The 25,770-nt window shown below is 63.9% G+C and carries 25 protein-coding genes; 11 read left to right on the top strand and 14 right to left on the bottom strand.

Annotation, left to right across the window (positions count from 1 at the left end):
• Positions 1 to 120: 120 nt before the first annotated feature.
• The 14 genes from ML401_RS21205 to ML401_RS21140 form a co-directional block, all read right to left on the bottom strand.
• Complete coding sequence (locus ML401_RS21205) at positions 121 to 1,050, bottom strand: lysylphosphatidylglycerol synthase transmembrane domain-containing protein (protein ID WP_285806772.1); 930 nt, start codon at positions 1,048 to 1,050, stop codon at positions 121 to 123.
• 114 nt (positions 1,051 to 1,164) lie between these two features.
• A complete protein-coding gene (locus ML401_RS21200) occupies positions 1,165 to 1,746 on the bottom strand; it encodes a WbuC family cupin fold metalloprotein (protein ID WP_285806771.1) in 582 nt (193 codons plus the stop codon).
• A complete protein-coding gene (locus tag ML401_RS21195; RefSeq protein ID WP_285806770.1) occupies positions 1,724 to 2,389 on the bottom strand; it encodes a class I SAM-dependent methyltransferase in 666 nt (221 codons plus the stop codon). The genes ML401_RS21200 and ML401_RS21195 overlap by 23 nt, the downstream gene beginning before the upstream one ends.
• A 25-nt stretch (positions 2,390 to 2,414) precedes the next feature.
• On the bottom strand, positions 2,415 to 2,807 hold the full coding sequence (locus tag ML401_RS21190) for an LIC12192 family sporadic carbohydrate cluster protein (protein WP_194402811.1): 393 nt from the start codon (positions 2,805 to 2,807) through the stop codon (positions 2,415 to 2,417).
• Positions 2,800 to 3,606: a sporadic carbohydrate cluster 2OG-Fe(II) oxygenase gene (locus ML401_RS21185; protein ID WP_211419168.1), complete on the bottom strand. Its 807-nt coding sequence runs from the start codon at positions 3,604 to 3,606 to the stop codon at positions 2,800 to 2,802. Before ML401_RS21185 ends, ML401_RS21190 begins: the two co-directional genes overlap by 8 nt.
• Positions 3,603 to 4,721 carry a DegT/DnrJ/EryC1/StrS aminotransferase family protein gene (locus ML401_RS21180; RefSeq protein ID WP_285806769.1) on the bottom strand — a complete coding sequence of 373 codons (1,119 nt, stop codon included), beginning with the start codon at positions 4,719 to 4,721 and terminating at the stop codon, positions 3,603 to 3,605. The genes ML401_RS21185 and ML401_RS21180 overlap by 4 nt, the downstream gene beginning before the upstream one ends.
• Entirely contained in the window at positions 4,711 to 5,817 is a 1,107-nt protein-coding gene (locus ML401_RS21175) for a DegT/DnrJ/EryC1/StrS aminotransferase family protein (RefSeq protein WP_194402808.1), read from the bottom strand. Before ML401_RS21175 ends, ML401_RS21180 begins: the two co-directional genes overlap by 11 nt.
• 8 nt (positions 5,818 to 5,825) lie before the next feature.
• A complete protein-coding gene (locus ML401_RS21170) occupies positions 5,826 to 6,785 on the bottom strand; it encodes a transketolase family protein (RefSeq protein WP_285806768.1) in 960 nt (319 codons plus the stop codon).
• Positions 6,786 to 6,795: 10 nt separating this feature from the next.
• Positions 6,796 to 7,644: a transketolase gene (locus ML401_RS21165; protein WP_285806767.1), complete on the bottom strand. Its 849-nt coding sequence runs from the start codon at positions 7,642 to 7,644 to the stop codon at positions 6,796 to 6,798.
• Positions 7,619 to 8,656: an aminoglycoside phosphotransferase family protein gene (locus ML401_RS21160; protein WP_285806766.1), complete on the bottom strand. Its 1,038-nt coding sequence runs from the start codon at positions 8,654 to 8,656 to the stop codon at positions 7,619 to 7,621. The genes ML401_RS21165 and ML401_RS21160 overlap by 26 nt, the downstream gene beginning before the upstream one ends.
• A complete protein-coding gene (locus ML401_RS21155; RefSeq protein WP_285806765.1) occupies positions 8,653 to 9,264 on the bottom strand; it encodes a hypothetical protein in 612 nt (203 codons plus the stop codon). The genes ML401_RS21160 and ML401_RS21155 overlap by 4 nt, the downstream gene beginning before the upstream one ends.
• A gap of 5 nt (positions 9,265 to 9,269) precedes the next feature.
• On the bottom strand, positions 9,270 to 10,271 hold the full coding sequence (locus ML401_RS21150) for an NAD(P)-dependent oxidoreductase (protein ID WP_211419174.1): 1,002 nt from the start codon (positions 10,269 to 10,271) through the stop codon (positions 9,270 to 9,272).
• 27 nt (positions 10,272 to 10,298) lie between these two features.
• Positions 10,299 to 11,864 carry a PfkB family carbohydrate kinase gene (locus tag ML401_RS21145; RefSeq protein WP_285806764.1) on the bottom strand — a complete coding sequence of 522 codons (1,566 nt, stop codon included), beginning with the start codon at positions 11,862 to 11,864 and terminating at the stop codon, positions 10,299 to 10,301.
• An 85-nt stretch (positions 11,865 to 11,949) separates the two neighbouring features.
• Entirely contained in the window at positions 11,950 to 12,960 is a 1,011-nt protein-coding gene (locus tag ML401_RS21140) for an SDR family oxidoreductase (RefSeq protein ID WP_285806763.1), read from the bottom strand.
• 165 nt (positions 12,961 to 13,125) lie between these two features.
• Between ML401_RS21140 and ML401_RS21135 the strand changes: the two genes are divergently transcribed.
• From ML401_RS21135 to rpoB, 11 genes are all read left to right on the top strand, one after another.
• Positions 13,126 to 13,713 carry an SIS domain-containing protein gene (locus tag ML401_RS21135; protein ID WP_249132241.1) on the top strand — a complete coding sequence of 196 codons (588 nt, stop codon included), beginning with the start codon at positions 13,126 to 13,128 and terminating at the stop codon, positions 13,711 to 13,713.
• Positions 13,714 to 13,725: 12 nt separating this feature from the next.
• Positions 13,726 to 14,754 (top strand): lysylphosphatidylglycerol synthase transmembrane domain-containing protein, encoded by a 1,029-nt coding sequence (locus ML401_RS21130; protein WP_212068458.1) that lies wholly within the window; start codon positions 13,726 to 13,728, stop codon positions 14,752 to 14,754.
• An 85-nt stretch (positions 14,755 to 14,839) separates the two neighbouring features.
• Positions 14,840 to 16,108 carry a class I SAM-dependent methyltransferase gene (locus ML401_RS21125; RefSeq protein ID WP_259212640.1) on the top strand — a complete coding sequence of 423 codons (1,269 nt, stop codon included), beginning with the start codon at positions 14,840 to 14,842 and terminating at the stop codon, positions 16,106 to 16,108.
• A 368-nt stretch (positions 16,109 to 16,476) separates the two neighbouring features.
• Positions 16,477 to 16,668, top strand: coding sequence for a preprotein translocase subunit SecE (gene secE / locus ML401_RS21120; RefSeq protein WP_007611620.1), 192 nt, complete (start codon positions 16,477 to 16,479; stop codon positions 16,666 to 16,668).
• Positions 16,668 to 17,222 (top strand): transcription termination/antitermination protein NusG, encoded by a 555-nt coding sequence (nusG, locus tag ML401_RS21115; RefSeq protein ID WP_007602985.1) that lies wholly within the window; start codon positions 16,668 to 16,670, stop codon positions 17,220 to 17,222. Before secE ends, nusG begins: the two co-directional genes overlap by 1 nt.
• A 130-nt stretch (positions 17,223 to 17,352) precedes the next feature.
• The gene (gene rplK / locus ML401_RS21110) at positions 17,353 to 17,781 is read left to right on the top strand and encodes a 50S ribosomal protein L11 (RefSeq protein WP_006611824.1); all 429 of its coding nucleotides are present in this window, start codon (positions 17,353 to 17,355) and stop codon (positions 17,779 to 17,781) included.
• Positions 17,782 to 17,787: 6 nt separating this feature from the next.
• Complete coding sequence (rplA, locus tag ML401_RS21105; RefSeq protein WP_063682741.1) at positions 17,788 to 18,480, top strand: 50S ribosomal protein L1; 693 nt, start codon at positions 17,788 to 17,790, stop codon at positions 18,478 to 18,480.
• Positions 18,481 to 18,570: 90 nt separating this feature from the next.
• A complete protein-coding gene (locus ML401_RS21100; protein ID WP_285806762.1) occupies positions 18,571 to 19,524 on the top strand; it encodes a 2-hydroxyacid dehydrogenase in 954 nt (317 codons plus the stop codon).
• Positions 19,525 to 20,107: 583 nt separating this feature from the next.
• Positions 20,108 to 20,626 carry a 50S ribosomal protein L10 gene (gene rplJ / locus ML401_RS21095; RefSeq protein ID WP_194402797.1) on the top strand — a complete coding sequence of 173 codons (519 nt, stop codon included), beginning with the start codon at positions 20,108 to 20,110 and terminating at the stop codon, positions 20,624 to 20,626.
• A 54-nt stretch (positions 20,627 to 20,680) separates the two neighbouring features.
• Positions 20,681 to 21,058: a 50S ribosomal protein L7/L12 gene (gene rplL / locus ML401_RS21090; protein WP_100177007.1), complete on the top strand. Its 378-nt coding sequence runs from the start codon at positions 20,681 to 20,683 to the stop codon at positions 21,056 to 21,058.
• A gap of 482 nt (positions 21,059 to 21,540) precedes the next feature.
• Positions 21,541 to 25,659 (top strand): DNA-directed RNA polymerase subunit beta, encoded by a 4,119-nt coding sequence (rpoB, locus tag ML401_RS21085; RefSeq protein ID WP_285806761.1) that lies wholly within the window; start codon positions 21,541 to 21,543, stop codon positions 25,657 to 25,659.
• Positions 25,660 to 25,770: the final 111 nt, after the last annotated feature.

The raw sequence follows: 25,770 nt of genomic DNA, 5'->3' as shown, positions 1-25,770 counted from the left end.
CGCGCCACCAGCGTCGGAACAGCTCCGCGCCGCAGCACGGTCGTCTTTGATCAATGGCATCCGGCTTCTCCGGCTACCGCGGCAGTTCCATGCGGTGCACGTCCCCCAAGATTCGCGCAATTACCGCTGGCGGAGCGATGTTGCAGTGTCATCCGGTTCGGCGCCGTAAGTCGCACGCTCCGGTGCAAGCAGCCACACCGCGCCCCCGATGAAACCGACGACGAGATTGCAGAGCCCGAGCAAGATCGATATCGCGAGCGCCTTGTCGGATGCGATGCCGACGAGCCCGAGCGCACCGACCATCGCCCCCTCGCGAATGCCCCATCCTCCGATCGAGAGCGGAACGGCGGCCGCCATGATGACCAGCGGCACGAGGACGAACGCGTCGAGTGCGGACAACCCGGCGTCCACGCCAATCGCGAGCGTATAAGAAGCCGTAACGGTCAGAAGGTGAACAACAATGGCTGAATTGAACAAGGCTTTGCGTCCGGCTCTGGCAAGTAGCGGCGCTTCGAGAAGCGCCGCAAACTGCATGATTCGGACGGGAAGAACGGCAGTCATGCGGCCCGGCAACCTACCCAACGTCATGAGGACAATTGCGCCGAAATATGCGGCAGCGACGATCGCTGCGACGGCGAACAGCAAGACGGTGTCATGGATGCGCGAAATCAAGAACGGCATTCCCAGCAAGATGAGCAAGCCGAGGGTCAGAAGTCCGATGAACCGATCTGCGACAATGCTGCTCAACGTCTGCGACCACTTTATTCCGTGCCGCCGCAACATCCATATGCGGACCGCTTCGCCGCCGGAGGGCAACACCTGATTGAACCAGGCGCTGGCAAGAACGATGCGCCATCCGGCCACCCAATCCAGAGACACGCCGATCGCGCGGAGGATCAGAATCCAGCAGTTGCACAGGACGAACGTCTGCGCGAACAGCAGCGCCATCGCCAGCGCGAGCATGTGCAATTTGACAGCGAGAAGGTCCGCCTCGAGCGACGAAAGATCCAGGTCGCGCGCGACCAGAACGATGATGCCGGCGGAGACCATGAATTTGGTCGGGACAATGATTGTCTTCTTCCCAGGTCGCATCGTCAGCCCGTTCCACCAGTCGAGCTCGCCGTCATGTGAAGATGATCGGGACCAGCGGAGCGGTCACGGCTCTCAACCTTGCCTCGCCAGCTGCTCCGCGGCTAGGGCACCAATCCTTGTGAAGTAGTCCTGCACCGCGGCAGCGTCACTGCCGTCGGGCGCCCAATCGGGAAATGCCGTGCGGGAGGGATCGAACGGCCCGGCGGTGGTTTCGTGGAACACCAGCCATTCCGATGTGATCAGGATCGAATGGAAGACCTGTTCAGGCATCCGGTAGTAGCAGCGCTTGCCCTGGCCGTAGGGCGCCATCTCGAGCACGTCGCGAATGCGGCCGTCGTCCTCGAAGATCACGACCTGTGCGGTGCCCTCGATCACGTGAAACGATTCAGGTTTGCCAAAATGCTTGTGGGGCCGCACATAAGCCTCGCGATGATGCACGATCAGCATCTCGTGCAGGCCGGACGAGGGGTCGGGGTGCGTGCACAGCCGGCTGCGTAGACGCGGGTTGCCGGCGGCGATGCGTTTGAGCTCGGCGATCGTGGCGTCATCCGCCGTGACGATGGTGTCGTCCGAATAATAGACTTCGGGATTTTGCGCGCGCAGCGAGGTCGGCCGGCGCCGGCCCGTCGCCTCATTCGAAGAAGATGAACCCATGGTCGCCCCGATAGCCGCATTTGTCGTAGATCCACGCCCAGGTCTCTGGGCCGTGGAAGCTCAGGCAGGTGAGCTGCCAGTAGAGCAGATTGGCCTTCTCACGCTCGTTGCGGAAGGATTCCACCATCAGATATTTCGAGGTGCCGCGTCCGACGCGTTCGATCTCGGGCACCGCGCGGAACACGTCCTCGAGCGGAAGGTTGTGCAGCACGCCGAGCGACACCACGAGATCGAAGCTGTGATCGGGGTAGGGGAGCTCGACGGCGCTGCCGACCTGTAGAAGCGGCCGGACCTCCTCCTTGGCATTGGCGATGCCGTAGTCGGAGATGTCGATGCCGGCAATGGTGAGGTCGGGGACGAGCTGGGTGAACTCGTAGAGCAAATAGCCCTTGCCGCAGCCGACGTCGAGCACGCTCATGCCGGGCTTGATGCCGTAGCGATCGATCAGGGTCTGGGCCAGCGGGCGCCAGCGTCCGTCATAGCGATAGCCGCCATAGCCGTAGCGCCGATCGCCGTCCCAATAGTCGCGGCCCCATTGCCGTGCCACGGCGGCGGATTCCCCCTTGTCGTGCTCGACCACGCGCTGAACGTAGTTCCGCCTGGTCGAAGCGTGCATCGGCTGGAGCAGGTTGACCTCGGCCATGATCGTCAACCGGTTCGCGGCATCGTCACAGGATGGTCGCGTATTGATTGACCAGCAGGATGTCCTCGACGGCCTGGATGTCCTTCCGCGACGACAACGTGATCTCCTCGACGGCGGCGTGGAGGTCGCAGCCTTCGCGCAGCACGCGGTCGTAGATTTCCCGCCGGCGAGCCTCGTCGGGTGGCAGCATGAAGATGCTGTAGAGGATCATGCCGTTCAGGCGGGGCAGCTCGTCCAGGATGTCCTCGAGCACCATGTAGCTGCCGGGCATGATGTGCTCGACGGCGCTGAGCAGAAACTGCAGGTTCTTGCGCCGCGCGTAGTCGCGGATCACGATGTTCTGGACGTGCTGCGGGGTGCGGCTGCCGTTCAGCGGCCGGGCACCGATATAGCCGCGATGGCCGGCTCGCTCAGCCATGGAAGCCTCCCGGTAGCTTGTATTGCATGCCGACCCGTGTCGCCGGGCGCAGCAGGATCGGTTCGAAGAACTCGCCGAAGCGCTTGTCCGCGTAAGGCGACATGATGCTCTTGAAGCGGCAGTTCATGCTCCACCGCGTGCCGGGCTCTTCGTTGACGCGGTTGCCGTGCATCAGGGTCTGGTTGAACAGCATCACGTGACCGTAGGGAATCTCGATGAAGGTCGCGTGCGGCTTGATGGTCTTGTACAGCTCCTCGGCGCTGCGCAGACTTGCCATTCGGTCCTGCATGTCGCCGTTCAGCGACGGCGGCAGCAGATACATCGCTTTGGTGCGGTGGACGTCCACCAGCGGCACCCATACCACGACCTCGAACGGCGAGTCGCCCGACCAGACATCGGAATGGGTGGCGAGCAGCGAGGAATCGTCGCCAGGCATCTGGATGCTGAGATTGACGCGGCGCTGCATGCAGAGCTCGTTGCCGACGATGGTCTCGATGGTCGAGCGCGCGAGGCGGAAATAGGTCGGCCGGAACCATGGTTCGGCGTTCAGGCCGTTGAAGACGTGCAGCCGCAGGCCATTGAGATCGTCGACGCTCACGCGCGTGTGGATGCTGTCCAGCATCGCGTAGGGATCGTTGCTGTGCGGCAGTTTCAGATAGTCCGCCGCGAGCTCGGCGGCGCGCCGCTGGATGCGGTCGAGCCCAGCGCGATCGTCGGCCGGCGTGGTGACGAAGCCGTTGTCGATGAAGCGCTGCGCCAGCGCCTGCTCATCGGCCTGAAGGAAGTCCGTATCCGTCATGCGAAGTACTCCCGGGCGGTCGCGCAGATGTAACTGATGTCGGCGGCCGACAGGAACTGGTTGATGGGAAGCGTGAGGATCTGGTTCGCCTGCCGCTCGGTTACGGGGAACGCGCCGCGGCCGTGCCCCAGATGCGCCGCCGCCGGCTGCAGGTGGATCGGGACCGGATAGTGGATCGCGGTCTCGATGCCCTTGTCGGCGAGATATTTCTGGAAGTCGTTGCGGCGGTCGGTCTGCACCACGAAGGTATGGAAGGTGTTGAACTCGATGTTGCGGCAGGGCGGGATGAACAGAGGAAGCCCTTCGAGCTCGGCGCGATATTGCGCGGCGTTGCGCCGCCGGCGGTCGATCACCGAGGGCAGATGACGCAGGCGGATGCGCAGCACTTCGGCCTGCACCGTGTCGAGCCGTGACACGATGCCCCATTCCTGGACGTCGCTGCGGTTGATCAGGCCGTGATTGCGCAGCCGGCGGATCCTGGCGGCCAGGTCGGCGTCGGCAGTGACGAGGAATCCGGCATCGCCGGCAGCGTTGAGATTCTTCAGCGGATGGGCGGAGAAGCAGCCGAACGTTCCGATGGTGCCGCTCATGCGGCCGTCATAGGTCGAGCCGACGGCTTGCGCGCTGTCCTCGATCACGGCGAGCGCGTGCTTGTCCGCGATCGCCATCAGCGGGTTCATGTCGGCCATGCGCCCGGTCAGATGCACCGGCATGATCGCCTTGGTGCGCGCCGTGACGGCTGCCTCGACCGCAGCCGGATCGATGTTCTGGTCCGGCAGCACATCCGCAAAGATAGGCGTGGCGCCGACCGCGATGATTGCGGCGGTCGATGCCACGAACGAATTCGGCGGGGTGATCACCTCGTCGCCAGGGCCGATGTTGAGCGCGCGCAAGGCGAGGATCAGTGCGTCGGTGCCGGAATTCAGCGTCACCACATGGGGCGAGCCGAGATAGGCCGACAATTCCTCTTCGAGCTTTCCGACTGCCGCGCCGCCGATGAAGTCGCCGCGCTGGAATACGCCTTCGACCGCCTGCATGATCTCGGCGCGCTCTTCCTCGAATTGCGCGGGAAGATTGACGTAACCGATGCGCCGGCGGCCGGTGTCAGCGTCCATGGCAGAACTTCCTGACGGTCTCGATGACGCGGTCCTGCTGGGCACGCGTCAGGTGCTGGTCGACGGGGAAGCTGATGACCTCCTTGGCGTGGCGGTCGGTGACCGGGAAGGTGCCGGGCGCGTAGCCGAGATGCCTCAGGCCTTCCTGCTGATACAGCGGGATCGGGTAGTGGATCTTGGCCTCGATGCCATTGTCCAGGCAGTATTTGTAGAGCTCGTCGCGGCGCTCGGCGAACACCATGTAGAGGTGATAGACGTGCTTCACGTTGGGCCGGCGCGCGGGAACGCGCAGGCCAGGCAGGCCGGCAAGGCCCGCGTCGTAATAGGCGGCGTTCTCGATCCGGCGCCGCGTGATCTCGCTGGTCTGGCCGATCAGCCAATTGCCGACGACGGCCTGCAAGGAATCGAGCCGCGAATTGCAGCCGAGGATCGCGATCTCGTCGCGGTTCTTCATGCCGTGGTTGCGGATGAGACGAAGCTTCTCGTTCATGCCGTCATCGTTGGTGACGACGACGCCGGCATCGCCCCAGACGTTGAGGTTCTTCAGCGGATGCAGCGAGAAGCCGGCGGCGATGCCGTGGGTGCCGGAGCGCTTGCCCGCGAACTCCGACAGGATGCCCTGGCAGGCGTCCTCGACCACGGGCAAATTGTGACGCTGCGCGATCGGCATCAGCTTGCCCATGTCGGTGACTTCGCCGGTCAACTGCACCGGCATGATCGCCTTGGTCTTCGCAGTGATCGCGGCCTCGACCTGGTCGACATTCATGCAGAAGGAATCGTCGCAATCGACCAGCACCGGCGTCGCGCCGGTTTCCGCGATGGCACCGACGGTGGCGATGAAGGTGTTGGCGGCGGTGATGACCTCGTCGCCATGACCGATGCCGAGCGCCTTGAGCGGCAGCTTGAGCGCGTCGGTGCCCGATCCGACGCCGATGGCGTGGCGCACGCCGATCAGTTCGGCAAAGCGCTTCTCGAATTCGGCAACGGGCTTGCCAAGGGTGAAGTCCCCGGTCGCCACCAGCCGGCCGATCTCGGCGAGGATCGGGGCGGGGTCGGAGAATTGCTCGAGCAGATAGGAATATCGAACGTCGTACATGTGACCCGTCAGGTGGAATGGAGTTGAGGAGAGGAGGGGTGCGAGGCGGCAAGCGTGCGCTCGATCGAGGTCGCGATGGCGCTAGCGGAGAGTCCATGCTTCTTCAGCAGCGAATCCTGCGAGCCGTAATTGTGCATGAAGCGGTCCGGCAGCGACAGCCGCAGCATCGCAGGCAGGCCCGAACCGAGCTTGTCGATCAACGTCTCGGCGACCGCGCTGCCGAGGCCGCCGGAGGGGACGTGCTCCTCGAGCGTCACCAGCAGGCGCGTCGCGCGCACCGCCTGCAGCAGCGCTTCGGTGTCGAGCGGCTTGACCGTATGCATGTGCAGGATGCCGGCGCGAATGCCTTGCGCGCCCAACAGGTCGGCCGCAGCGAGGGCACGCTGGAGCATGATGCCCGTGGTGATTATCACGACGTCGCCGGGCGGCCGCATCAGGATGGCCTTGCCGATCTCGAAGCCGTGCTCGGCCTTCGAGACGATGGCGTCGCCGCCTTTCCCGAGCCGAATGTAGATCGGGCCCTTCCAGTCCAGTGTCTGCTCCATCATACGCGCGGCCTCGTCGGCGTCGCACGGGCAGATCACCGTCATGTTCGGCAGCGCCCGCATGATGGCGATGTCCTCGATCGCCTGATGGGTGGGGCCGAGCGGCGCGTAGACGAGGCCGCCGCCATTGGCGATCAGCCGCACCGGCAGATTGTGCAGGCACAGATCCACGGCCACCTGTTCATAGCAGCGCCGGGTCAGGAAGGTCGCGATGGTGTTCACGTAAGGAACAAAACCTTCCATCGCGAGACCGGCCGACATGCCGATGATGTGCGCTTCCGAAATGCCCTCGATCAGATGGCGCTTGGGAAACTCCTTGCTCATCGCGCGCAGCGTGCCGGCGCCGGGATCGGAGCCGATGTAAAGCACACGCTCGTCTCGCGCAGCGAGCTTGTGGACCATGTTCATCGCGGTGTTGCGCATGGGGAGCCGATCAAAAATCGCCGACGGCGACGCGAATGGCGTCGAGCTCGCTGTCGGTCAGCTTGTTCTTGTGATGCCAGTCGGCGTTGGATTCCGCGGCCGGCAGACCTTTGCCCTTGACGGTATGGCAGATGATCGCGGTGGGTTTTCCCGGGACGGCCGGAATCTGCTTCAGGACCGTGCGCAAGGCGCCGACGTCGTGGCCGTTGACCTCCTGCACGGCAAAGCCAAAGCTGCGCCACTTGTCGGCGAGCGGCTCCAGCGGCAGCACATAGTCGGTGGGCCCATAGCTCTGGAGCTTGTTGTAGTCGATCATAGCGACCAGATTATCGAGCCCGTGCTTGGCCGCGCCCATGGCGGCTTCCCACACCGATCCCTCGTTGATCTCGCCGTCGCCGAGCAGGACGAAGGTCCGGTAGTTGCGCTCGCGCATTCGGGCGGCGAGCGCAAGGCCGACGCCGATCGACAGGCCGTGGCCGAGCGCGCCGGTCGATGCCTCGACGCCCGGCACCATGCCGTATTCGGGATGTCCGCCCAAAATACTGTCGGGACCGCAGAAGCCGGCCAGCTCCGACAGCGGGAAGAAACCGCGATCGGCGAGCAGCGCGTAGAGCGCGAGGCAACCGTGCCCCTTGCTGAGGATCGCGCGGTCGCGATCGGGGTCGCGTGGGTTCGTCGGGTCGATCCGCAGCACGTCGTCGTAGAGCACGCGGACCATTTCGATCAGCGACAGGGCCGGACCGACATGGCCGCGTCCGGCTGAACGTACAGAACCGAGGACCAGACGGCGCAGATAGAGGCTGCGCTCGTCCAGCGTGCAGGTGAGGGCAGCTTCAGCGTGGGGTGAGATCTGGATCACGTTGGCAAATCGTCTGATGAAGCCGGCGGGCTTTGTCGAGCTGACCGGCAAGGCGGACCGTCAGATCGCCACCTTGCGCAACCAAGGCGCGCCGGGAGCGGCTTTCGGGCAAATAGGCATTCAGGACAATCAGGCACCAAATCGCCCCGAACAGAGGATACAGCACGTCACGGCGGACCGCAAACGCGTCATCCCTAGCCGAGAAGGCTTGCGTGAGGCGTTCGATCAGGCGATTCGCATTTGCCGCCGGCAGATCGCTGCCCGGGTGGATCGCGGTGTCGGACAGGAGTTTGACGGGATCGTCCCAGCCGAAATATTCGAAGTCGATGAAGCGCAGGCGGCCGTCGTCGCCGCGCAGGGCGTTGTGCAGCCCGAAGTCGGACGGGCTGAGCACGCGATGCGCAGGCGCAAGCTCCGCTGCGGGATCCCGGCCCAGTTCCGCATAGCGCTGGCGAAGCCGTCGAATGGCGGTGGTCGTGCTGGGAACCAGGCTGCCGTCGATGAACGCGCGCAGCTCCGGATGATGGTCCGAGGCCCGCCTCAGCCCGTCGAGGCGCTGCTCGTACTGGGCGATGGCTTCCTCGGGCGAAAAGATGCTGGCCGAGGCGTTGCGCAGAGCCCGAGCACCCTCGGCGTCGCGCAGCTTCTGCAACTCGATCAGGAAATCGGCCAGCTGGTCGGCATCGTTCTCCTGGGGACGCAGCACCGCCGCGTCTCCGTCGAACCATTGATACAGCGCGCAGAACGCATCTGTGTCCTTTGCGATCGGCCGCGGCGTCGTGGTCATGCCGTGTCGCGAGAGAAACGTGAGCGCGTCGTATTCCTGTCCGAGGCGATCACGCCCGTCGGACGGATAATGCTTGAGGGCGAGGGGCGGTGCCTTCGCCATCTCCAGCCGGAACACCCGGTTGTTGCCGCCGGACCGCGCCGGTTGGGCGGCGACGACCTGCGCCCCGGCCAGGCGGCTGCCGATCGAAATTGCATCCTGCGCGCTCAGCTCCGGCCCGCTCATTGCGCGAACACTCCGCGGCTTATCTCCGCCCAGCTCGCGATCGGCTCGCAATGGCCGGGATGAGGCGGCTGCGACTGCGTGAACAGGATCGCTCGCGTCGCCTTGGGATAATGCGGCTGCTCGAACACGTCGACGAGATCGTCGATGAAGATGTCGAGGTTCAGGCTCGCAAGCCGCTCGACCTTGGCCGCCAGCGTGTCCTCGAAATAGACATCGCCCGCCGCCAGCGCCGCATCGGCGGCGTCGATGAGGCCCGCGCTCTTCAGCCAGCCCCGCGCGGCCTCGCGCAAATCGACGCGGTCGGGGTCCTGATGGCCGAACTGCGTCTTGTGGCTGACGATGTAGACGCGCGCACCGGCCTTGCGGCAGCTCGCGAGGAATTCGCGCACGCCCGGATAGATCGTGGCGCCGCCGATGCCTTTGCCGTAGACGAAGCCCTGCAGCCCTTGCCAGGCCAGCTCGCCGCCGGCGCGGGACCGCAAGTGATCCCGCACCTCGGTCTTCAGGCCGACCCAGCCCTCCGGCACCAGCCCACGCTGCCGCGCGACGGCGGCAAAGACCTTGTCGTAGCAGATGATCGTGTTGTCGAAATCGATGCCGATCCGCACGCCGCTCACTTCAGGCTGATGTTCTGCATCATCTTGATGTTGAAATATCGGGGATCGTTCAGCGAGTTCGGCAGGCGGCCGCCCCTGAAGGCGTCCACGAGGCCGGACACGGCCTGCTCGATCGTGTGGGTCGGCGCAAATCCGAGCTCGCGGCGGATCTTCTCCGAGGAGACGTGGTAGGAGCGCAGATCGTCGGTCGGCTCGACGGCCACCTCGACGTTGTCTCCGACCACCGATTTGACGATGTCGGCGATCTTCATCAGCGAGTGGTTCTCGTAGCCGATGTTGTAGGTCTTGCCGTCGATCTTCGCGTCATCCTGCTGCAGCAGGAACAGATAGGCCGCGGACATGTCCTGGATGTGCAGATTGGGCCGCTTCTGCGTTCCGCCGAACACGCGGATGCGGCCGGTGTTGACCGCGAGGTTGGTCAGGATGTTGACGACGACGTCGAGCCGCTGCCGCGGAGCGTAGCCGCAGACGGTCGCGGGACGAACCGTGCAGGTGACGAAGCCGGACGCCGCCTCTTCGGCGAGGTCGGTCTCGCACATCGCCTTGAACTTGGAGTAGTCCGTGAGCGGCTCGCAGGACAGTTCCTCGGTCACCTCGGCTTCGTCCTTGATGCCGTAGACGCTCGACGAGGAGGCGTAGATGAAGCGCTTGATGCCGGCCTTCTTCGCGGCCCGCACCATGGGTCGGAAGCAGTCGTAGTTGATGGACTTGCCGAGCGCCGGATCCAGCTCGAACGAGGGGTCGTTGGAGATGCAGGCGAGGTGGATCACCGCATTGTTGCCGCGCAGGGCCTCGTTGATCGCGGCCTCGTCGCGAATGTCGCCCTTGATCAGGCGAAGGTTAGGATTGTCGCGAACGGCGCTGAAGACGTCGTCGCCGTACATGAACAGGTCGAGCACGGTGACCTTGTGGCCGGCCGCCAGCAACTGGGGAACCAGCACGCTGCCGACATAGCCGGCGCCACCGGTGACCATCACGTTCCATTTCTGATCAATCACTGTCGTTCTCCAGATTTTCCGATCGCGCTACTTCAACAACGCGGTGACGAACTTGACCAGCGGTGCCTTTTCGACCGAGCTGCGATGGCCGACGATACCGACCTTGATCGCGCCCGCCGCATTGCCGATGAAAGCGACGTCCTCGATGTTGCCGCCGGCCGCCACCAGCGGCGCCGTAATCGTCAGGAAGGCATCGCCGGCGCCGACCGTGTCGACGACGGTCTTGGTGAAAGCGGGCACGCGCGCGACGCCGGTCTTCGACGAGAAGGGGTAGCAGCCGAAGGAGCCGTGCGTGATGATCATGTTGTCGCAATCGATCTCGCGGTGCAGGCCGTTCTCGATCACCGACGCGATGTCGTTGAACTTGTCGGTGGCGGCGAGCCGCGCTTCCGGCGCGTCGATGCAGATGTAGTCGGCCCGCGGATACTTCGTGATCAGATTGTAGCCGTGGTTGCCGCTGTTGCTCTGGGCGTTGACCGCCAGGAACTTGGAGTTCGCGATCAACGCCCCGATCGTGCTGGATGCGATCATGCCATGACCGAAATCGGTGACGATGACCACGTCCGCGCCGCGCACGCGCTCGGCGGTGACGCGGTCGATCTCCTTGCGCGTGGTCTCGTCGAGCGGCGTGTCGTCCATGGTGTAGACTTCGAAGAGCTTGTGCAGATAGCCCATCTCGACGTAGCGCAATTTGCGGGTCGTCGGGCGGCCCTGAATGCGGATCGGCGTCACCGTGACATTCGGGCGGACATGCGCGCGAATGAACTCTTCGGGGTAATCGCTGCCGCCCAGCGTCGTGACGATCTCGACCGACTTGCAGAAGCTCGCGACGTGGTTGGCCGCGGCGATGACACCGCCGGCAAACTGCTCGCCATTCTTGAACAGGGTGGCGACGATGTTCTCCTTCGACGCCTTCCCGAGCGCCGTGACGTACTGGTATTCGTCGATGATGGTATCGCCGACCAGCACGACATGCATGTCCTGGATCTTGTCTATCATCTTCAGCAACCGCTCGGCGCCGCCGCCTTCGCGGACCTTCTGCAGGTAGTCCCGCAGCGGGGGATCGTAGATGTCGAAGTAGCGGTTCAGCAGCGACGAGGAGCTGAAGGTCACGTCGCGCGTGAAGACGATTCGCCCGCCGTGACGCTCGACGGCCTCGCGCTCGACCGCGATCTTGCCCGTGACGTCATCCTCGGGGTTCTCGTAGTCCGAACCCTTCACATAGATATCGGGGCGCACGGTATCGAGGACCGGCTCGGCGCTGGAGGTCTGGTTGATGCCGACCCAGTCGACCGTGCCGAGCGCGGCCAGCATCTCGGCGCGCATGTTCTCCGGAAAGATCGGCCGTCCCGGGCCCTTGTTGACGAATCGGTCGGCAGTGATGGTCACGATGACCACGTCGGCCTCGTTGCGCGCAGCCAGGATGTGCCGGACGTGGCCGAGATGCACCAGATCGAACACGCCGTGGCAGAGCGCGACGGTCAAGCCCTTGGCCTGCGCGGCGCGCGCCACCTCGCCAAGCTGCTCGACCGTCTTGATCTTGTCGTGCGGTGCCGGATGGACGGCCGGCCTGTCTGTGCGTGCATTAGCCATGTGAATCACCCAAAGCGCCGGTAGGTCTCGAATGGCCGCCCGGAAATGATCGAATCGCGGCAAGGATATCCCGCGAACCTGTTCACTAGCTTGCCTTCGGTGAGCCCTTGTCGTCACCGAGATATTTGAACCAGTCCTTGGTGGCGTCGGCGATCTTGTCGACCGTCCACAGCGGCGCGTCCTTGTACTGATCCATCGATCTCAGCATGGTCGCGACGCCGTCCTCGAATTTCACCTTCGGCGCCCAGTTCAGGACACGCTTGATCTTGGTGATGTCGGCGTAGGTGCAATCGGGCTCGCCCGGACGTTTGGGGATGTGGACCTTGTCGCCGCCGAGAAGCTCGACGAGGCGGTTGACGCTGTAGGTGTTGTCCGAGCCGACGTTGAATATCTCCTGCGAGATATCGGAGCGCGCGGCGGTCACGAAGGCATCCGCGACGTCGCTGACGAAGGTGAAGTCGCGCGTCTGCTCGCCGTCGCCGACCACCGTGAAGGGCTTGCCGGCAAGCTTCTGCGCCATGAACACGCCGAACACGGCACCATAGGTGCCGGTGGTGCGATGGCGCGGCCCGTACACGTTGAACAGGCGCAGCGCGACCGCGGGCAGCTTGTAGACCTGGCACCAATGCATGACGCACTGCTCGCCGAGATTCTTGGTCAGTGCATAAGGGTACATCGGCCGGATCTCGGCGCTCTCCGGCGTCGGGTAGACGTCGGGAATGCCGTAGCAGGACGATGAGGCGGCGTAGACGAAACGCTTGACGCCCGCGTGCCTTGCCGCCTCGAGGACGTTGACGGTGCCGTCGACATTGGCGCGATGATACGGGAGCGGCGACTCAATCGAGGGAACGATATCGGCCAGCGCCGCGAGGTGAAAGACCCAGTCGATACCGTGAAAGTACGGCTTGATCGATTCGAGGTCGGTGACGTCAGCCCGCACCACCTTCAGCTGGCTCGATTTGGCGCGCGAGGCCAGATTTTCGGGGCGGCCGATGACGAAATTGTCGAGCGCGATGACCTCATGGCCATCGTCGATGAGTCGATCGACGAGGTGACTTCCGATGAAACCTGCGCCGCCAGTGACAATGCATTTCATGGGGAACATCCGTGACGCGAATGCCCAGCGAAACAGGCCGGCCAATGTTGAGTGAAACCCGAAAGCCGACTATCAGCCGCTCGCCGACTTTGCAAGCATTATGCCTTTGCAATCCCTGGTGATAGCCGGTATCAGGACGTCATGTTGCAGCCGAGCCGCCAGCCCATGCCTGTCGAGTCCGTCGATCCCGATCACAAGGCTTTCCTCGACGATTATGTGGGGCGCCTGCATCGCGCGACGGCGATCGACGACGGCGTCTTTGCTCGGATCTCCGCCACCCGCGCCGTCTGGTTGCGCACGCGCGAGCAGGGTGGCCGCGTCATCTTCATCGGCAATGGCGGCTCCGCCGGAATCGCTTCGCATCTGGCGATCGATCTTTCGAAGAACGCTGCGGTGCCCGCGCTCTGCTTCAGCGACGCGAGCATGATGTCGTGCCTTGCCAACGATTACGGCTTCGAGGATTGGATCGCGCACGCCGTGCGTTTGAACGCCCGTGCCGGCGACTGCCTGGTCGCGATCAGCTCGTCGGGACGCTCGAAGAACATCCTCAATGCGGTTGCGCAGGCGCGGACCATGAAGCTCGACGTCATCACGCTGTCGGGGATGAATGCGGACAATCCTCTGCGCAATCTCGGCGACGTCAATTTCTTCGTCGACAGCCGCAGCTACAACATTGTCGAGACGACGCACCAGTTCTGGATGATGGCCGCGATCGACCTCGTCATCGGTCGTGCGGAATATCCGGCATCCTGAGGCGGGCACCCGATGCAGTCGCGGTTCAAGCAGGCGGCCCTGTTTTCAGTAAAGCTCCTGCTGTCGATCGCGGTGCTGGTCTACATCGTGCGTGGTCTCGACCTGCGACAATTGCGCAGCCATCTCGTCTCGGTCGATCCTCTCCTGTTCGTCCTCGCGCTGACGCTGATCTTCTTCCAGACCTTCGTGCTCAACGGCCGGTGGGCGCTGATCATGCGTGCGCTCGGCGTCTCGCTGGATTGGCTCGCGGGCTGGCGCATTCTCATGATCAGCCTCTGGTTCAATCAAGTGTTGCCGTCGTCGGTCGGCGGGGACGCTGTGCGGATGTGGCTGCTGCGCCAGCGTGGCGTGCAGTGGCCGGAGGCGGTCAAGGGCGTCGCGGCTGATCGTTTCACCGCCTTGATCGGGCTGATCGTGCTGATGGTCGCCGGATTGCCGTTCCTCATGTCACGCGTGTCCAATCAGGCCGCGATCCTGGCCATCGGCGGGCTGACGCTGGCCGGCATCGCGGGCACTGCGGTTCTGTTGACGCTCGACCGGCTGCCCAGGCGCCTCATCGCGCATCCGGCGATCGCAAGCTTCGTCCGGTTCGGAACGCTGGTCAGGTTTCTTCTCCTGCAATCCGAGCGCCGCGTATTGCTGTTCGGGTCGGCGCTGCTGATCCATCTCGTGACCGCGGCGGCCTGCTACGCCCTGGCGCGCGGTGTCGGAGCGCAGCTCTCGATGGTGGACGCCGGCATCCTGATTCCGCCGGTGGTGCTGTTGACGGCGGTCCCGATCTCGATCAGCGGCTGGGGCGTCCGCGAGGGGGCGATGGTCGCCTGTCTCGGTCTGGCGGGTGTTCCTTCCGAGCAAGCGCTGTCGGTTTCGCTCCTGCTGGGCGCCATCAGCGTGATCATCGGACTCGTCGGCGGCGCGATCTGGCTGGCAAGTCCGGAGCGCGGCTTGTATTCAGCGGACAGGGCGGCGAAAGCTACGAAGGCTACGGACGAATTCCCGAACTACGGGCCGGCGGCCGAGGAGGTATCGAGCCACCCTTGATTCGCTTGGACCGCGACTCTCGATCTGATTTTCACAGGGTGGGATTGCCTCACCTGCGCGCATGACTCCCTTTTCCGGTTCCTCGATGAAAAATCTGTTCTACGTCCGCCACACCTGCCGCCTCTGTCATTCGGACAAGCAAGAGCTGGTCGTCCCGATGGCCGGCATGCCCATCGGCACGCCGAATTTCCAAGTGCCGGATGCCAGCGTCGACGATCCGGTCTTCCGCGCGGCGGTGCCGATGGCGCTGCATCTGTGCAGGGATTGCGGTCACCTCCAGATTCTCCATGTCGGTAATCCCGAGATCCAGTACCGCAACTACGTCTACACCACCTCGCTCTCGCTCGGCCTGCGCGAGCACTTCGCCGGCTATGCCAACGACGTGGTCAGCCGCTTCGGCATTGCTCCGGGCTCCCTGGTCGTCGAGCTCGGCAGCAACGACGGATCGCTGCTCGGCTTCTTCAAGGAGCGCGGAATGCGGGTGCTCGGTGTCGATCCCGCCGTCGACATCGCGAAGCGCGCGACCGAGGCGGGGATCGAGACCATCGGCGATTTCTTCACCGATGCGATCGGTCACCGTATCCTGCAGAGCCACGGCGCGGCGAGCGTCGTGATCGCCAACAACATGATCGCCAATGTCGACAATCTCGATCCGCTGGTGATCGGCGTTCGCGACGTGCTCGCGCCGGACGGGCTGTTCGTGTTCGAAACCCAATACGGCGTCGACGTCACCGAGAAGAACCTGCTCGACACCGTCTATCACGAGCATCTGTCCTATTTTAACATCAAGCCGCTGATCCGTTTCTTTGCCCGGCTCGGCATGGAGCTGATCGACGTCCAGCACATCTGGACCAAGGGCGGCTCGATCCGCGTGACCGTGCAGCGCGCCGGTGGTGCCAAGAAGCCGTCGGCCGAAGTCGCGCGCTTCGTTGCCGAGGAAGACCGTCTCGGCGTCGATCAGCCGGCTTATTATGCGCCGTACGTGAAGCGGATCGCGGCCATCCGCGACGAGCTGATTGCGATGGCCGACGCCGCCCATGCGCGCGGTCAGCCGGTCGCCGGCTACGGCGTCTCGGTCGGCACCACGACGCTGCTGCCGCAGTTCGGCCTGGAGAACAAGATCGACTTCCTGGTGGATGACGACTCCAAGAAGGGCAACGTGATGGCAGGCCCGGGCTATGACATCCCGATCCTGCCGCCTGCCGCCCTTTACGAGCGCAAGCCGGCGTTCGTGGTCGTCTTCGCCTGGCGTTATGTCGACCCGATCCGGGCCAAGCACGCCCGCTATTTCGCCGAAGGCGGCAAGTTCGTGGTGCCGCTGCCGGGCATTTCGATGGTCGACCGGGCCGACTGATCGCGCGGCGGCCGAGGCGGCGGGCCCCCCGGCGGGGCGCTCCGAAGGAGGCGATGGGACGCAGCGGTCACGCCGTGCCAGGGTTGGTCGTATAAGCCTTTGATCCGCCTTGGCTCTGCTCTCCCGCCCCAGGAGGTCGGCTCGCCCGGGCGAGCCCTCTCTATCTTGACCTTTGGTCCCATCCGCAGTAGATACCCCGCACTCGCAGCCGGCCCGTTAGACGCGGATCTCCGGCGCGGCTTTGAAATCCCCGAACAATCGAGCCCGGTTTCCGGCTCATCCTTCGAAACAGAGGGCTGGGCCAACGGCGGCTGTTCGGATCCCTGAAATTCATGTGCGTCTGTCGACGGACGCTGGACCTCAAAACGATGGCAGTCAGCCCGTTCAAGTTCTTGCAGGAAGTGCGCTCGGAGACCGCCAAGGTCACCTGGCCGACCCGGCGTGAGACCACGATCACCACCATCATGGTGTTCGTCATGGTCGCCGTCGCCTCGATCTTCTTTTTCGCCGCCGACCAGATCATCCGTTACCTCATCACCTTCCTTCTGGGCATTCACTGATGGCAACAGCAACCGCTCAACTGTCCGACAAGCGCTGGTACATCGTCCACGCCTATTCGAACTTCGAGAAGAAGGTCGCCGAATCGATCCGCGAGCAGGCCAAGCAGCGCGGGCTCGAGGAGCTGTTCGAGCTGGTGCTGGTGCCGACCGAGAAGGTCACGGAAGTGCGCCGCGGCCGCAAGATCGACGCCGAGCGCAAGTTCTTCCCCGGCTACGTGCTGGTGAAGATGAAGCTGACCGACGAAGCGTTTCATCTGATCAAGAACACGCCGAAGGTCACGGGATTCCTCGGCGCCGAAAACAAGCCGATGCCGATCTCGGAAGCCGAGGCCATGCGCATCCTGCATCAGGTGCAGGAGGGCGTGGAACGGCCGAAGGCGTCGGTGTCGTTCGAGATCGGCGAGAACGTGCGCGTGGCCGACGGCCCGTTCGCTTCGTTCTCGGGCGTTGTCGAGGAAATCGACGAGGCGCGCTCGCGCGTGAAGGTCGCGGTGTCGATCTTCGGTCGCGCAACGCCGGTCGAGCTGGAATTCGGACAGGTCGAGAAGGTCTGACCGGGTAACGCGGGAGGCTTCAGCCTCACGCATGAAGAGGCCGTGGGAGGGAGAGGGCGGTTGCCAGCCGCATCCGACCCAGACCACGAACCTGAAACCGCCGGCCTGGCCGGCACAACAGGAGTGATACATGGCAAAGAAAGTGACCGGATACCTGAAGCTTCAGGTCCCGGCCGGTGCGGCGAATCCTTCGCCCCCGATCGGTCCCGCGCTTGGTCAGCGCGGTCTCAACATCATGGAGTTCTGCAAGGCATTCAACGCGCAGACCCAGAAGGAAGAGAAGAACACCCCGATTCCCGTGGTGATCACGATCTACGCCGATCGTTCGTTCACCTTCGAGATGAAGACGCCCCCGATGTCGTTCTTCCTCAAGCAGGCTGCCAAGATCCAGTCCGGCTCGAAGGCGCCGGGCCGTGACAAGGCCGGCAAGGTGACCAAGGCGCAGGTGCGCGAGATCGCCGAGAAGAAGATGAAGGATCTCAATTGCGATTCCATCGAATCGGCCATGAAGATGGTCGAGGGCTCCGCCCGTTCGATGGGTCTGGAAGTTGCGGGGTAAGCGGTCATGGCAATCGGAAAGCGTTTGAACAAAGCCCGCGAAGGTGTTGACCGCGAAAAGCTTTACCCGCTCGCGGACGCCATCAAGATGGTCAAGGAACGCGCGAAAGCGAAGTTCGACGAGACCATCGAGGTCGCGATCAATCTCGGCGTCGATCCGCGTCACGCCGACCAGATGGTCCGCGGCGTCGTGACCCTGCCGAACGGCACCGGCCGTACTCTCCGCGTCGGCGTGTTCGCCCGCGGCGCCAAGGCCGATGAAGCCAAGGCCGCAGGTGCCGACGTCGTCGGCGCCGAAGACCTGGTCGAGAAGGTGCAGAACGGCGCGATCGATTTCGACCGCTGCATCGCCACCCCCGACATGATGCCGCTGGTCGGTCGTCTCGGTAAGGTGCTCGGCCCGCGCGGCCTGATGCCGAACCCGAAGATCGGCACCGTGACCATGGACGTCACCGGTGCGGTGAAGGGTGCCAAGGGCGGCTCGGTCGAGTTCCGCGTCGAGAAGGCCGGCATCCTGCAGGCCGGCGTCGGCAAGGCCTCGTTCTCCGAGGAGAAGCTGGTCGAGAACATCAAGGCTCTCGCCGATGCTGTCTCGAAGGCGAAGCCGGCTGGCTCCAAGGGCACCTACATCCAGCGCGTTGCGGTGTCCTCGACGATGGGCCCCGGTGTGAAGGTCGAGCCGGGCACCATTCTCGGCTAAGGTTTGAAAATTGCATGAGGCGAGGGGCGGAATTGGGCAACCGATTCCGCCCCTCGTCGTTTGTGGCGGCGCTCACCGGAAACAAGAAAAATGGCTGACAAGGTCCTGATCTATTCGCGCTTTCCCAAGACGATGATGGCGCGTTTCGCCGAGCGGTTCGAGCTGCTCGACACCGGTGGCAAGAAGGCAACGGAGGTGTTTCCGCCCGAAGAGCTCGGTGGCATCCGTGCGCTGCTCACCGCGGGCGGCTCACCGCTGGGAGCAGAAGCGATGGATCTGTTTCCGAAGCTCGGCGCCATCGTCTGCTACGGCACCGGTTATGACGGCGTCGACCTGAAGGCGGCCGCCAGCCGCAATATCGCCGTCGGCCACAGCCCGGGCGCCAACGCGGCCTCGGTCGCCGACATCGCGCTGACCCTGATGCTGGCGACCACGCGCCGGATCCTGGTTGCCGACCAATATGTCCGCAGCGGCGATTGGGCCGCCTCCAAGCAATCGCCGATGATGCGTCCCCAGGCCGGCATGCCCGGACGCCGCATCGGCGTCTACGGCATGGGCGAGATCGGCCGCAAGATCGCCGCCCGCTGCGCCGCCTTCGAGAGCGAAATCGGTTATTTCAGCCGGACCAAATACGATCTGCCGTATCAATATTTCCCGACGCTCGAAGCGCTGGCCGACTGGTGCAGCGTCCTGATGATCGCGGTGCGGGCAGGGGCCGACACCCAGCACGTCGTCAATGCCGACATCCTGAGGCGCCTCGGGGCGGACGGCTATGTCGTTAATATCTCCCGCGGCTCCGTGATCGACCAGAAGGCCCTGGTCGCGGCGCTGACCGACAGGACCATCGCGGGGGCCGGACTCGACGTGTTCGAGAAGGAACCGCACGCGCCGGACGCCCTGACCGCGCTCCCCAACGTGGTGTTCGCCCCCCATATCGGCGGCCACACCCTCGAATCGCATGTCGCCATGCAGGGCTGCGTGCTGGCGAACCTGACCGCGTTCTTCGAGGGCAAGCCGCTGCCTTATGGGGTGAAATCGACCTGAATCGGCCCTTATCGGCCTGGGTCAAGCCCCATCGGCAACGGATTGGAACTGGTGTGAATTTTGCTCTTGGCAAGCAGGCAGAGAGCAGTTAAAGAACCGCTTCCGGACGTGCCGGCTTCGGCTGGCGCGTTCGTGCACGCATTCCGAAAACCCGACACGACAGGAGATCATTCCTTTTCAGGACGTCCGTGAGGATTTGCCCGAAAAGGAGGGAAAACCCGTCTGTTGGTGGGATGCGGGCAGGGGTTGGACGGCTCGCCGGCTGACCCTGTCCTGTCCAAGACTGCAGGCGCTCGCGGGAAATTTCGATTTCTCAACGGCTTAATCGCATGGCCTGCATAGACGGGTGAAGACCGGATTTCACTTCGCCTTCCATCTTAACGGTGGTTGCGGAACGGGTCTGGTTCGGACCTCGACACGCCGTGGGCCTTAGCGGGCTCCCGGAGGGCAGGCTTTGAATTGTCGTCTCGCCCGGCGCGTGTCCGATGGGTTTTGGCCCGGAGGTTCAGGTTTTGGGTGGGACGATGGGTGCAACCCGGCGGTCCCGCTTTTCGCGAAGGCTGCCAACCGGAAAGAGCTTGCTGTGGAACGAGCGGCAAAAAAGGACGCGGTCGAACAGCTCAATGGGGTCTTCAAGACCACGAGCGTCGCGATCGTTGCTCAATATTCCGGCCTGACCGTTGCCCAGATGCAGAAGCTGCGCATGCAGATGAAGCAGGCTGGTGCCTCGGTGAAGGTCTCGAAGAACCGTCTCGCCAAAATTGCTCTTGAAGGCACTGACGTCGTTGCCATCGGCCCCATGCTGAAGGGACCGACCGTGATCGCCACTTCGAACGATCCGGTAGCGGCGCCAAAGGTCGCCGTCGAATTCGCCAAGGCGAACGAAAAGTTCGTCATCATTGGCGGCTCGATGGGAAAGACCGTCCTGAATGTCGACAGCGTGAAGGCGCTTGCCTCACTGCCGTCGCTTGACGAACTGCGCGGCAAGATCGTCGGCCTCATCGTGGCCCCGGCGACCAAGCTGGCCCAGCTCGCCAACGCGCCCGCGGGCAAGCTCGCGCGCGTCATCCAGGCTCATGCCTCAAAGGGCGAAGCGGCCTGACGCCCTTCGCAAAACTCAAACCCGAACCAGACTTACACCTAAGGAAACTGAACAATGGCTGACTTGCAGAAGATCGTTGACGACCTCTCGAGCCTCACCGTGCTCGAAGCCGCTGAACTTGCGAAGCTCCTCGAAGAGAAGTGGGGCGTTTCGGCTGCCGCGGCCGTCGCCGTGGCCGGCCCGGCTGGTGGTGGCGCTGCCGCCGCTCCGGCTGAAGAGAAGACCGAGTTCACGGTTGTCCTGGCCTCGGCCGGCGACAAGAAGATCGAGGTCATCAAGGAAGTCCGCGCCATCACCGGTCTCGGCCTGAAGGAAGCAAAGGACCTCGTCGAGGGTGCTCCGAAGCCGCTGAAGGAAGGCGTGAACAAGGAAGAAGCCGACAAGATCAAGGCCCAGCTCGAGAAGGCTGGCGCGAAGGTCGAGCTCAAGTAAGCGCAGCTTACTCGCGAGGTCCCGGGCGCGCGTCAGCGAGCCCGGGACCTTGGCCTGCCCCTCGACCAAGGGTGGGCGTGATGCAAAAGGCGTGCGACGGAACGTCCCGACGTGGGCTGAACACGAAAAAGTGTGGGGATTTCGAGGTTTACCCCTCGAATCTGCACTATTGTCGCCCCATATCGGGTCGGCAGCACGAAAGCGCGGTGGCAGGGGTGCCGGACCCCCTGTAAGCCGTTGGGAGAGCAGGCTATTTCGGGCTTTTGCAGTCCGTGAAGAGGATCGTTGTGACGGGCGGGCGCGCACCAGCGCCCCGCACGTCGTTTTGCGTTTTGAAGGTCTGAAGAACAGATTCAGGACATTCTCGCCTGAAACTGAGTCTGCGGCCCCCAAAACGGGTTCGAAAAATTCAACCCGGGGAGCGGTGGCAGCCGCGTCCTGGACGGCGCGCCCAGATGGGGCGACGAAAATGAGAGGCCACGATGGCGCAGCAGACATTCACCGGTCGCAAACGCGTTCGCAAGTTCTTCGGACACATCAAGGAAGTGGCCGAGATGCCGAACCTCATCGAGGTTCAGAAGGCGTCCTATGACCAGTTCCTGATGGTCGACGAACCCCAGGGTGGCCGTCTCGACGAGGGTCTGCAGGCGGTGTTCCGCTCGGTGTTTCCGATCTCCGACTTCTCGGGCACCTCGATGCTGGAATTCGTCCGCTACGAGTTCGAGCAGCCGAAATACGATGTCGACGAGTGTCGCCAGCGCGGCATGACCTTCGCGGCTCCCCTCAAGGTGACGCTGCGCCTCATCGTGTTCGATATCGACGAGGAAACCGGCGCGAAGTCGGTGAAGGACATCAAGGAGCAGGACGTCTACATGGGCGACATCCCGCTCATGACGATGAACGGCACCTTCATCGTCAACGGCACCGAGCGCGTCATCGTCTCGCAGATGCACCGCTCGCCCGGCGTGTTCTTCGACCACGACAAGGGCAAGACCCATTCCTCGGGCAAGCTGCTGTTCGCCGCCCGCGTGATCCCGTATCGCGGCTCCTGGCTCGACATCGAGTTCGATGCCAAGGACATCGTCTATGCGCGTATCGACCGTCGCCGCAAGATTCCGGTGACCTCGCTGATGTTCGCCCTCGGCCTCGACGGCGAAGCGATCCTGTCGACGTTCTACAAGAAGATCCTCTACAAGCGGACCAAGGAAGGCTGGCGCGTTCCGTTCGACGCCAACCGTTTCCGCGGCTACTCGACCGTCAACGACCTGATCGATGCCGACACCGGCAAGGTCGTGCTCGAGGCCGGCAAGAAGCTCACCGTCCGTGCCGCCCGCCAGCTCCAGGAGAAGGGGCTGAAGGCGCTGCGCATGTCCGATGAGGAGCTGGTCGGCAACTATATCGCCGAGGACCTCGTCAACCCGAAGACCGGCGAGATCCACGCCGAGGCCGGCGAGGAAATCACCGACAAGTCGATGAAGGTGCTCAACGAGCACGGCTACAAGGAATTGCCGCTGCTCGACATCGACCACGTCAATGTCGGCCCCTACATCCGCAACACGCTCTCGGCGGACAAGAACATGACGCGTGAAGACGCGCTGTTCGACATCTACCGCGTGATGCGCCCGGGCGAGCCGCCGACGCTGGATTCGGCGCAGGCCATGTTCCAGTCGCTGTTCTTCGACGCCGAACGCTACGACCTCTCCGCGGTCGGCCGCGTCAAGATGAACATGCGCCTCGACCTCGATGCGCCCGACACCCAGCGCACGCTGCGCAAGGAAGACATCCTCTCCGTCATCAAGACGCTGGTGGATTTGCGCGACGGCAAGGGCGAGATCGACGACATCGACCATCTCGGCAACCGCCGTGTGCGCTCGGTCGGCGAGCTCATGGAGAACCAGTACCGCATCGGCCTGCTGCGCATGGAGCGCGCGATCAAGGAGCGCATGTCCTCGGTCGACATCGACACGGTCATGCCGCAGGACCTGATCAACGCCAAGCCGGCGGCTGCCTCCGTGCGCGAGTTCTTCGGCTCCTCGCAGCTCTCGCAGTTCATGGACCAGACCAACCCGCTCAGCGAGATCACCCACAAGCGCCGCCTGTCGGCCCTTGGACCGGGCGGTCTGACCCGCGAGCGCGCCGGCTTCGAGGTGCGCGACGTGCATCCGACGCATTACGGCCGCATCTGCCCGATCGAGACGCCGGAAGGTCCGAACATCGGCCTGATCAACTCGCTCGCGACCTTCGCGCGCGTGAACAAGTACGGCTTCGTCGAGACGCCGTACCGCAAGGTCAAGGATGGCCGCGTCACCGACGAGGTCGTGTACCTCTCGGCGATGGAAGAGGGCCGCTACACGGTCGCGCAGGCCAACGTGCCGCTCGACCCGAAGGGCCGCTTCACCGAAGACCTCGTGGTCTGCCGTCACGCCGGCGAAGTCTTGCCGGTGACGCCGGACAAGGTCGACTACATGGACGTCTCGCCGAAGCAGCTCGTCTCGGTCGCCGCGGCGCTGATCCCGTTCCTCGAGAACGACGACGCCAACCGCGCGCTGATGGGCTCGAACATGCAGCGCCAGGCGGTGCCGCTGGTTCGCGCCGAGGCGCCGTTCGTCGGCACCGGCATGGAAGGCGTGGTTGCGCGTGACTCGGGTGCTGCGATCGCGGCGCGCCGTTCGGGCGTGATCGACCAGATCGACGCTACCCGCGTCGTCATCCGCGCCACGGAAGATCTCGATCCGACCAAATCGGGCGTCGATATCTACCGCCTGATGAAGTACCAGCGCTCCAACCAGTCGACCTGCATCAACCAGCGTCCGCTGGTGAAGGTCGGCGACATCGTCAAGAAGGGCGACATCATCGCCGACGGTCCGTCGACCGATCTCGGTGAGCTCGCTCTCGGCCGCAACGTGCTCGTCGCGTTCATGCCGTGGAACGGCTACAACTTCGAAGACTCGATCCTGCTCTCCGAGCGGATCGTGAAGGAAGACGTCTTCACCTCGATTCACATCGAGGAGTTCGAGGTGATGGCCCGCGACACCAAGCTTGGGCCTGAGGAAATCACCCGCGACATTCCGAACGTCTCGGAAGAAGCGCTGAAGAACCTCGACGAAGCCGGTATCGTCTACATCGGTGCGGAAGTGCGCGCCGGCGACATCCTGGTCGGCAAGATCACGCCGAAGGGCGAGAGCCCGATGACGCCGGAAGAGAAGCTGCTGCGCGCCATCTTCGGCGAGAAGGCGTCCGACGTTCGCGACACCTCGCTGCGCGTTCCTCCGGGCGTGCAGGGCACGATCGTGGAAGTGCGCGTGTTCAACCGTCACGGCGTCGACAAGGACGAGCGTGCGCTGGCGATCGAGCGGGAAGAGATCGAGCGTCTGGCCAAGGACCGCGACGACGAGCAGGCGATCCTGGACCGCAACGTCTACAACCGTCTTGCCGAGCTGCTCGAAGGGCGGCAGGGCATCGCCGGTCCCAAGGGCTTCAAGAAGGACACCAAGATCACCCGTGCGGTGCTCGAGGAGTACCCGAAGTCGCAGTGGTGGCTGTTCGCCTCGCCGAACGACAAGCTGATGGCCGAGATCGAGGCCATGCGGAAGCAGTACGACGAGTCGAAGAAGGGGCTCGAGCAGCGCTTCCTCGACAAGGTCGAGAAGCTGCAGCGCGGTGACGAATTGCCGCCCGGCGTGATGAAGATGGTCAAGGTCTTCGTCGCGGTGAAGCGCAAGATCCAGCCCGGCGACAAGATGGCCGGCCGCCACGGCAACAAGGGCGTGGTGTCGAAGATCGTGCCGATCGAGGACATGCCGTTCCTCGAAGACGGCACGCATGCCGACATCGTGCTCAATCCGCTCGGCGTGCCCTCGCGCATGAACGTCGGACAGATCCTCGAGACCCATCTGGGCTGGGCCTGCGCCGGCCTCGGCAAGCGTATCGGCCAGACGGTCGATGCGTACCTGTCGAAGCAGGACATCAAGCCGCTGAAGGAGACCTTGAAGAAGGTCTACGGCGAGGACGAGACGATCAAGTCGCTCAACGACAACGAACTGATCGAGCTCGGCCATAACCTCAGCCGCGGTGTTCCGATCGCGACGCCGGTGTTCGACGGCGCCAAGGAAGCCGACATCGAGGAGATGCTGAAGCTTGCCGGTCTCGACGCTTCCGGTCAGTCGACCGTCTATGACGGGCGCACCGGCGATCCGTTCGATCGCAAGGTGACCGTGGGCTACATCTACATGCTCAAGCTGCACCATCTGGTCGACGACAAGATCCACGCGCGTTCGATCGGTCCGTACTCGCTCGTCACCCAGCAGCCGCTGGGCGGCAAGGCGCAGTTCGGCGGCCAGCGCTTCGGCGAAATGGAGGTTTGGGCGCTCGAGGCTTACGGCGCGGCGTACACGCTCCAGGAGATGCTGACGGTGAAGTCGGACGACGTCGCCGGCCGTACCAAGGTGTACGAGGCGATCGTGCGCGGCGACGACACGTTCGAGGCCGGTATTCCGGAATCGTTCAACGTGCTGGTCAAGGAAATGCGCTCGCTCGGCCTCAACGTCGACCTGCACAACTCCAAGGTTGGACCGGCGCCGACGTCGGAAGCGGCCGAGTAACACGACCTTTCATGCCCGGCCTTCACGGCCGGGCATCGGCGCCCCTCCCGATGCCTTGAGGGCAGGGCGCCCTGCTTGAAGTGATTTTCGAATTTGCGGCCGGAGGCGACC

The organism is Bradyrhizobium sp. 62B, from assembly GCF_030272265.2.
GTDB lineage: Bacteria > Pseudomonadota > Alphaproteobacteria > Rhizobiales > Xanthobacteraceae > Bradyrhizobium.
Note: the sequence above shows the minus strand (reverse complement) of the source record. Positions and strands in the feature narration are given on the sequence as shown.

Bases quoted from the DNA above. Each gene is read 5' to 3' on its own strand.
- rplL (WP_100177007.1), top strand. From the start codon at position 20,681: ATGGCTGACTTGCAGAAGATCGTTGACGACCTCTCGAGCCTCACCGTG.
- rplK (WP_006611824.1), top strand. From the start codon at position 17,353: ATGGCAAAGAAAGTGACCGGATACCTGAAGCTTCAGGTCCCGGCCGGT.
- ML401_RS21140 (WP_285806763.1), bottom strand. From the start codon at position 12,960: ATGAAATGCATTGTCACTGGCGGCGCAGGTTTCATCGGAAGTCACCTC.
- ML401_RS21180 (WP_285806769.1), bottom strand. From the start codon at position 4,721: ATGGACGCTGACACCGGCCGCCGGCGCATCGGTTACGTCAATCTTCCC.
- ML401_RS21175 (WP_194402808.1), bottom strand. From the start codon at position 5,817: ATGTACGACGTTCGATATTCCTATCTGCTCGAGCAATTCTCCGACCCC.
- ML401_RS21160 (WP_285806766.1), bottom strand. From the start codon at position 8,656: ATGAGCGGGCCGGAGCTGAGCGCGCAGGATGCAATTTCGATCGGCAGC.
- ML401_RS21130 (WP_212068458.1), top strand. From the start codon at position 13,726: ATGCAGTCGCGGTTCAAGCAGGCGGCCCTGTTTTCAGTAAAGCTCCTG.
- ML401_RS21200 (WP_285806771.1), bottom strand. From the start codon at position 1,746: ATGGGTTCATCTTCTTCGAATGAGGCGACGGGCCGGCGCCGGCCGACC.
- ML401_RS21205 (WP_285806772.1), bottom strand. From the start codon at position 1,050: ATGGTCTCCGCCGGCATCATCGTTCTGGTCGCGCGCGACCTGGATCTT.
- ML401_RS21190 (WP_194402811.1), bottom strand. From the start codon at position 2,807: ATGGCTGAGCGAGCCGGCCATCGCGGCTATATCGGTGCCCGGCCGCTG.
- nusG (WP_007602985.1), top strand. From the start codon at position 16,668: ATGGCAACAGCAACCGCTCAACTGTCCGACAAGCGCTGGTACATCGTC.
- ML401_RS21100 (WP_285806762.1), top strand. From the start codon at position 18,571: ATGGCTGACAAGGTCCTGATCTATTCGCGCTTTCCCAAGACGATGATG.
- ML401_RS21195 (WP_285806770.1), bottom strand. From the start codon at position 2,389: ATGGCCGAGGTCAACCTGCTCCAGCCGATGCACGCTTCGACCAGGCGG.
- rplA (WP_063682741.1), top strand. From the start codon at position 17,788: ATGGCAATCGGAAAGCGTTTGAACAAAGCCCGCGAAGGTGTTGACCGC.
- secE (WP_007611620.1), top strand. From the start codon at position 16,477: ATGGCAGTCAGCCCGTTCAAGTTCTTGCAGGAAGTGCGCTCGGAGACC.
- ML401_RS21145 (WP_285806764.1), bottom strand. From the start codon at position 11,864: ATGGCTAATGCACGCACAGACAGGCCGGCCGTCCATCCGGCACCGCAC.
- ML401_RS21125 (WP_259212640.1), top strand. From the start codon at position 14,840: ATGAAAAATCTGTTCTACGTCCGCCACACCTGCCGCCTCTGTCATTCG.
- ML401_RS21185 (WP_211419168.1), bottom strand. From the start codon at position 3,606: ATGACGGATACGGACTTCCTTCAGGCCGATGAGCAGGCGCTGGCGCAG.
- ML401_RS21170 (WP_285806768.1), bottom strand. From the start codon at position 6,785: ATGCGCAACACCGCGATGAACATGGTCCACAAGCTCGCTGCGCGAGAC.
- ML401_RS21135 (WP_249132241.1), top strand. From the start codon at position 13,126: ATGCCTGTCGAGTCCGTCGATCCCGATCACAAGGCTTTCCTCGACGAT.
- rpoB (WP_285806761.1), top strand. From the start codon at position 21,541: ATGGCGCAGCAGACATTCACCGGTCGCAAACGCGTTCGCAAGTTCTTC.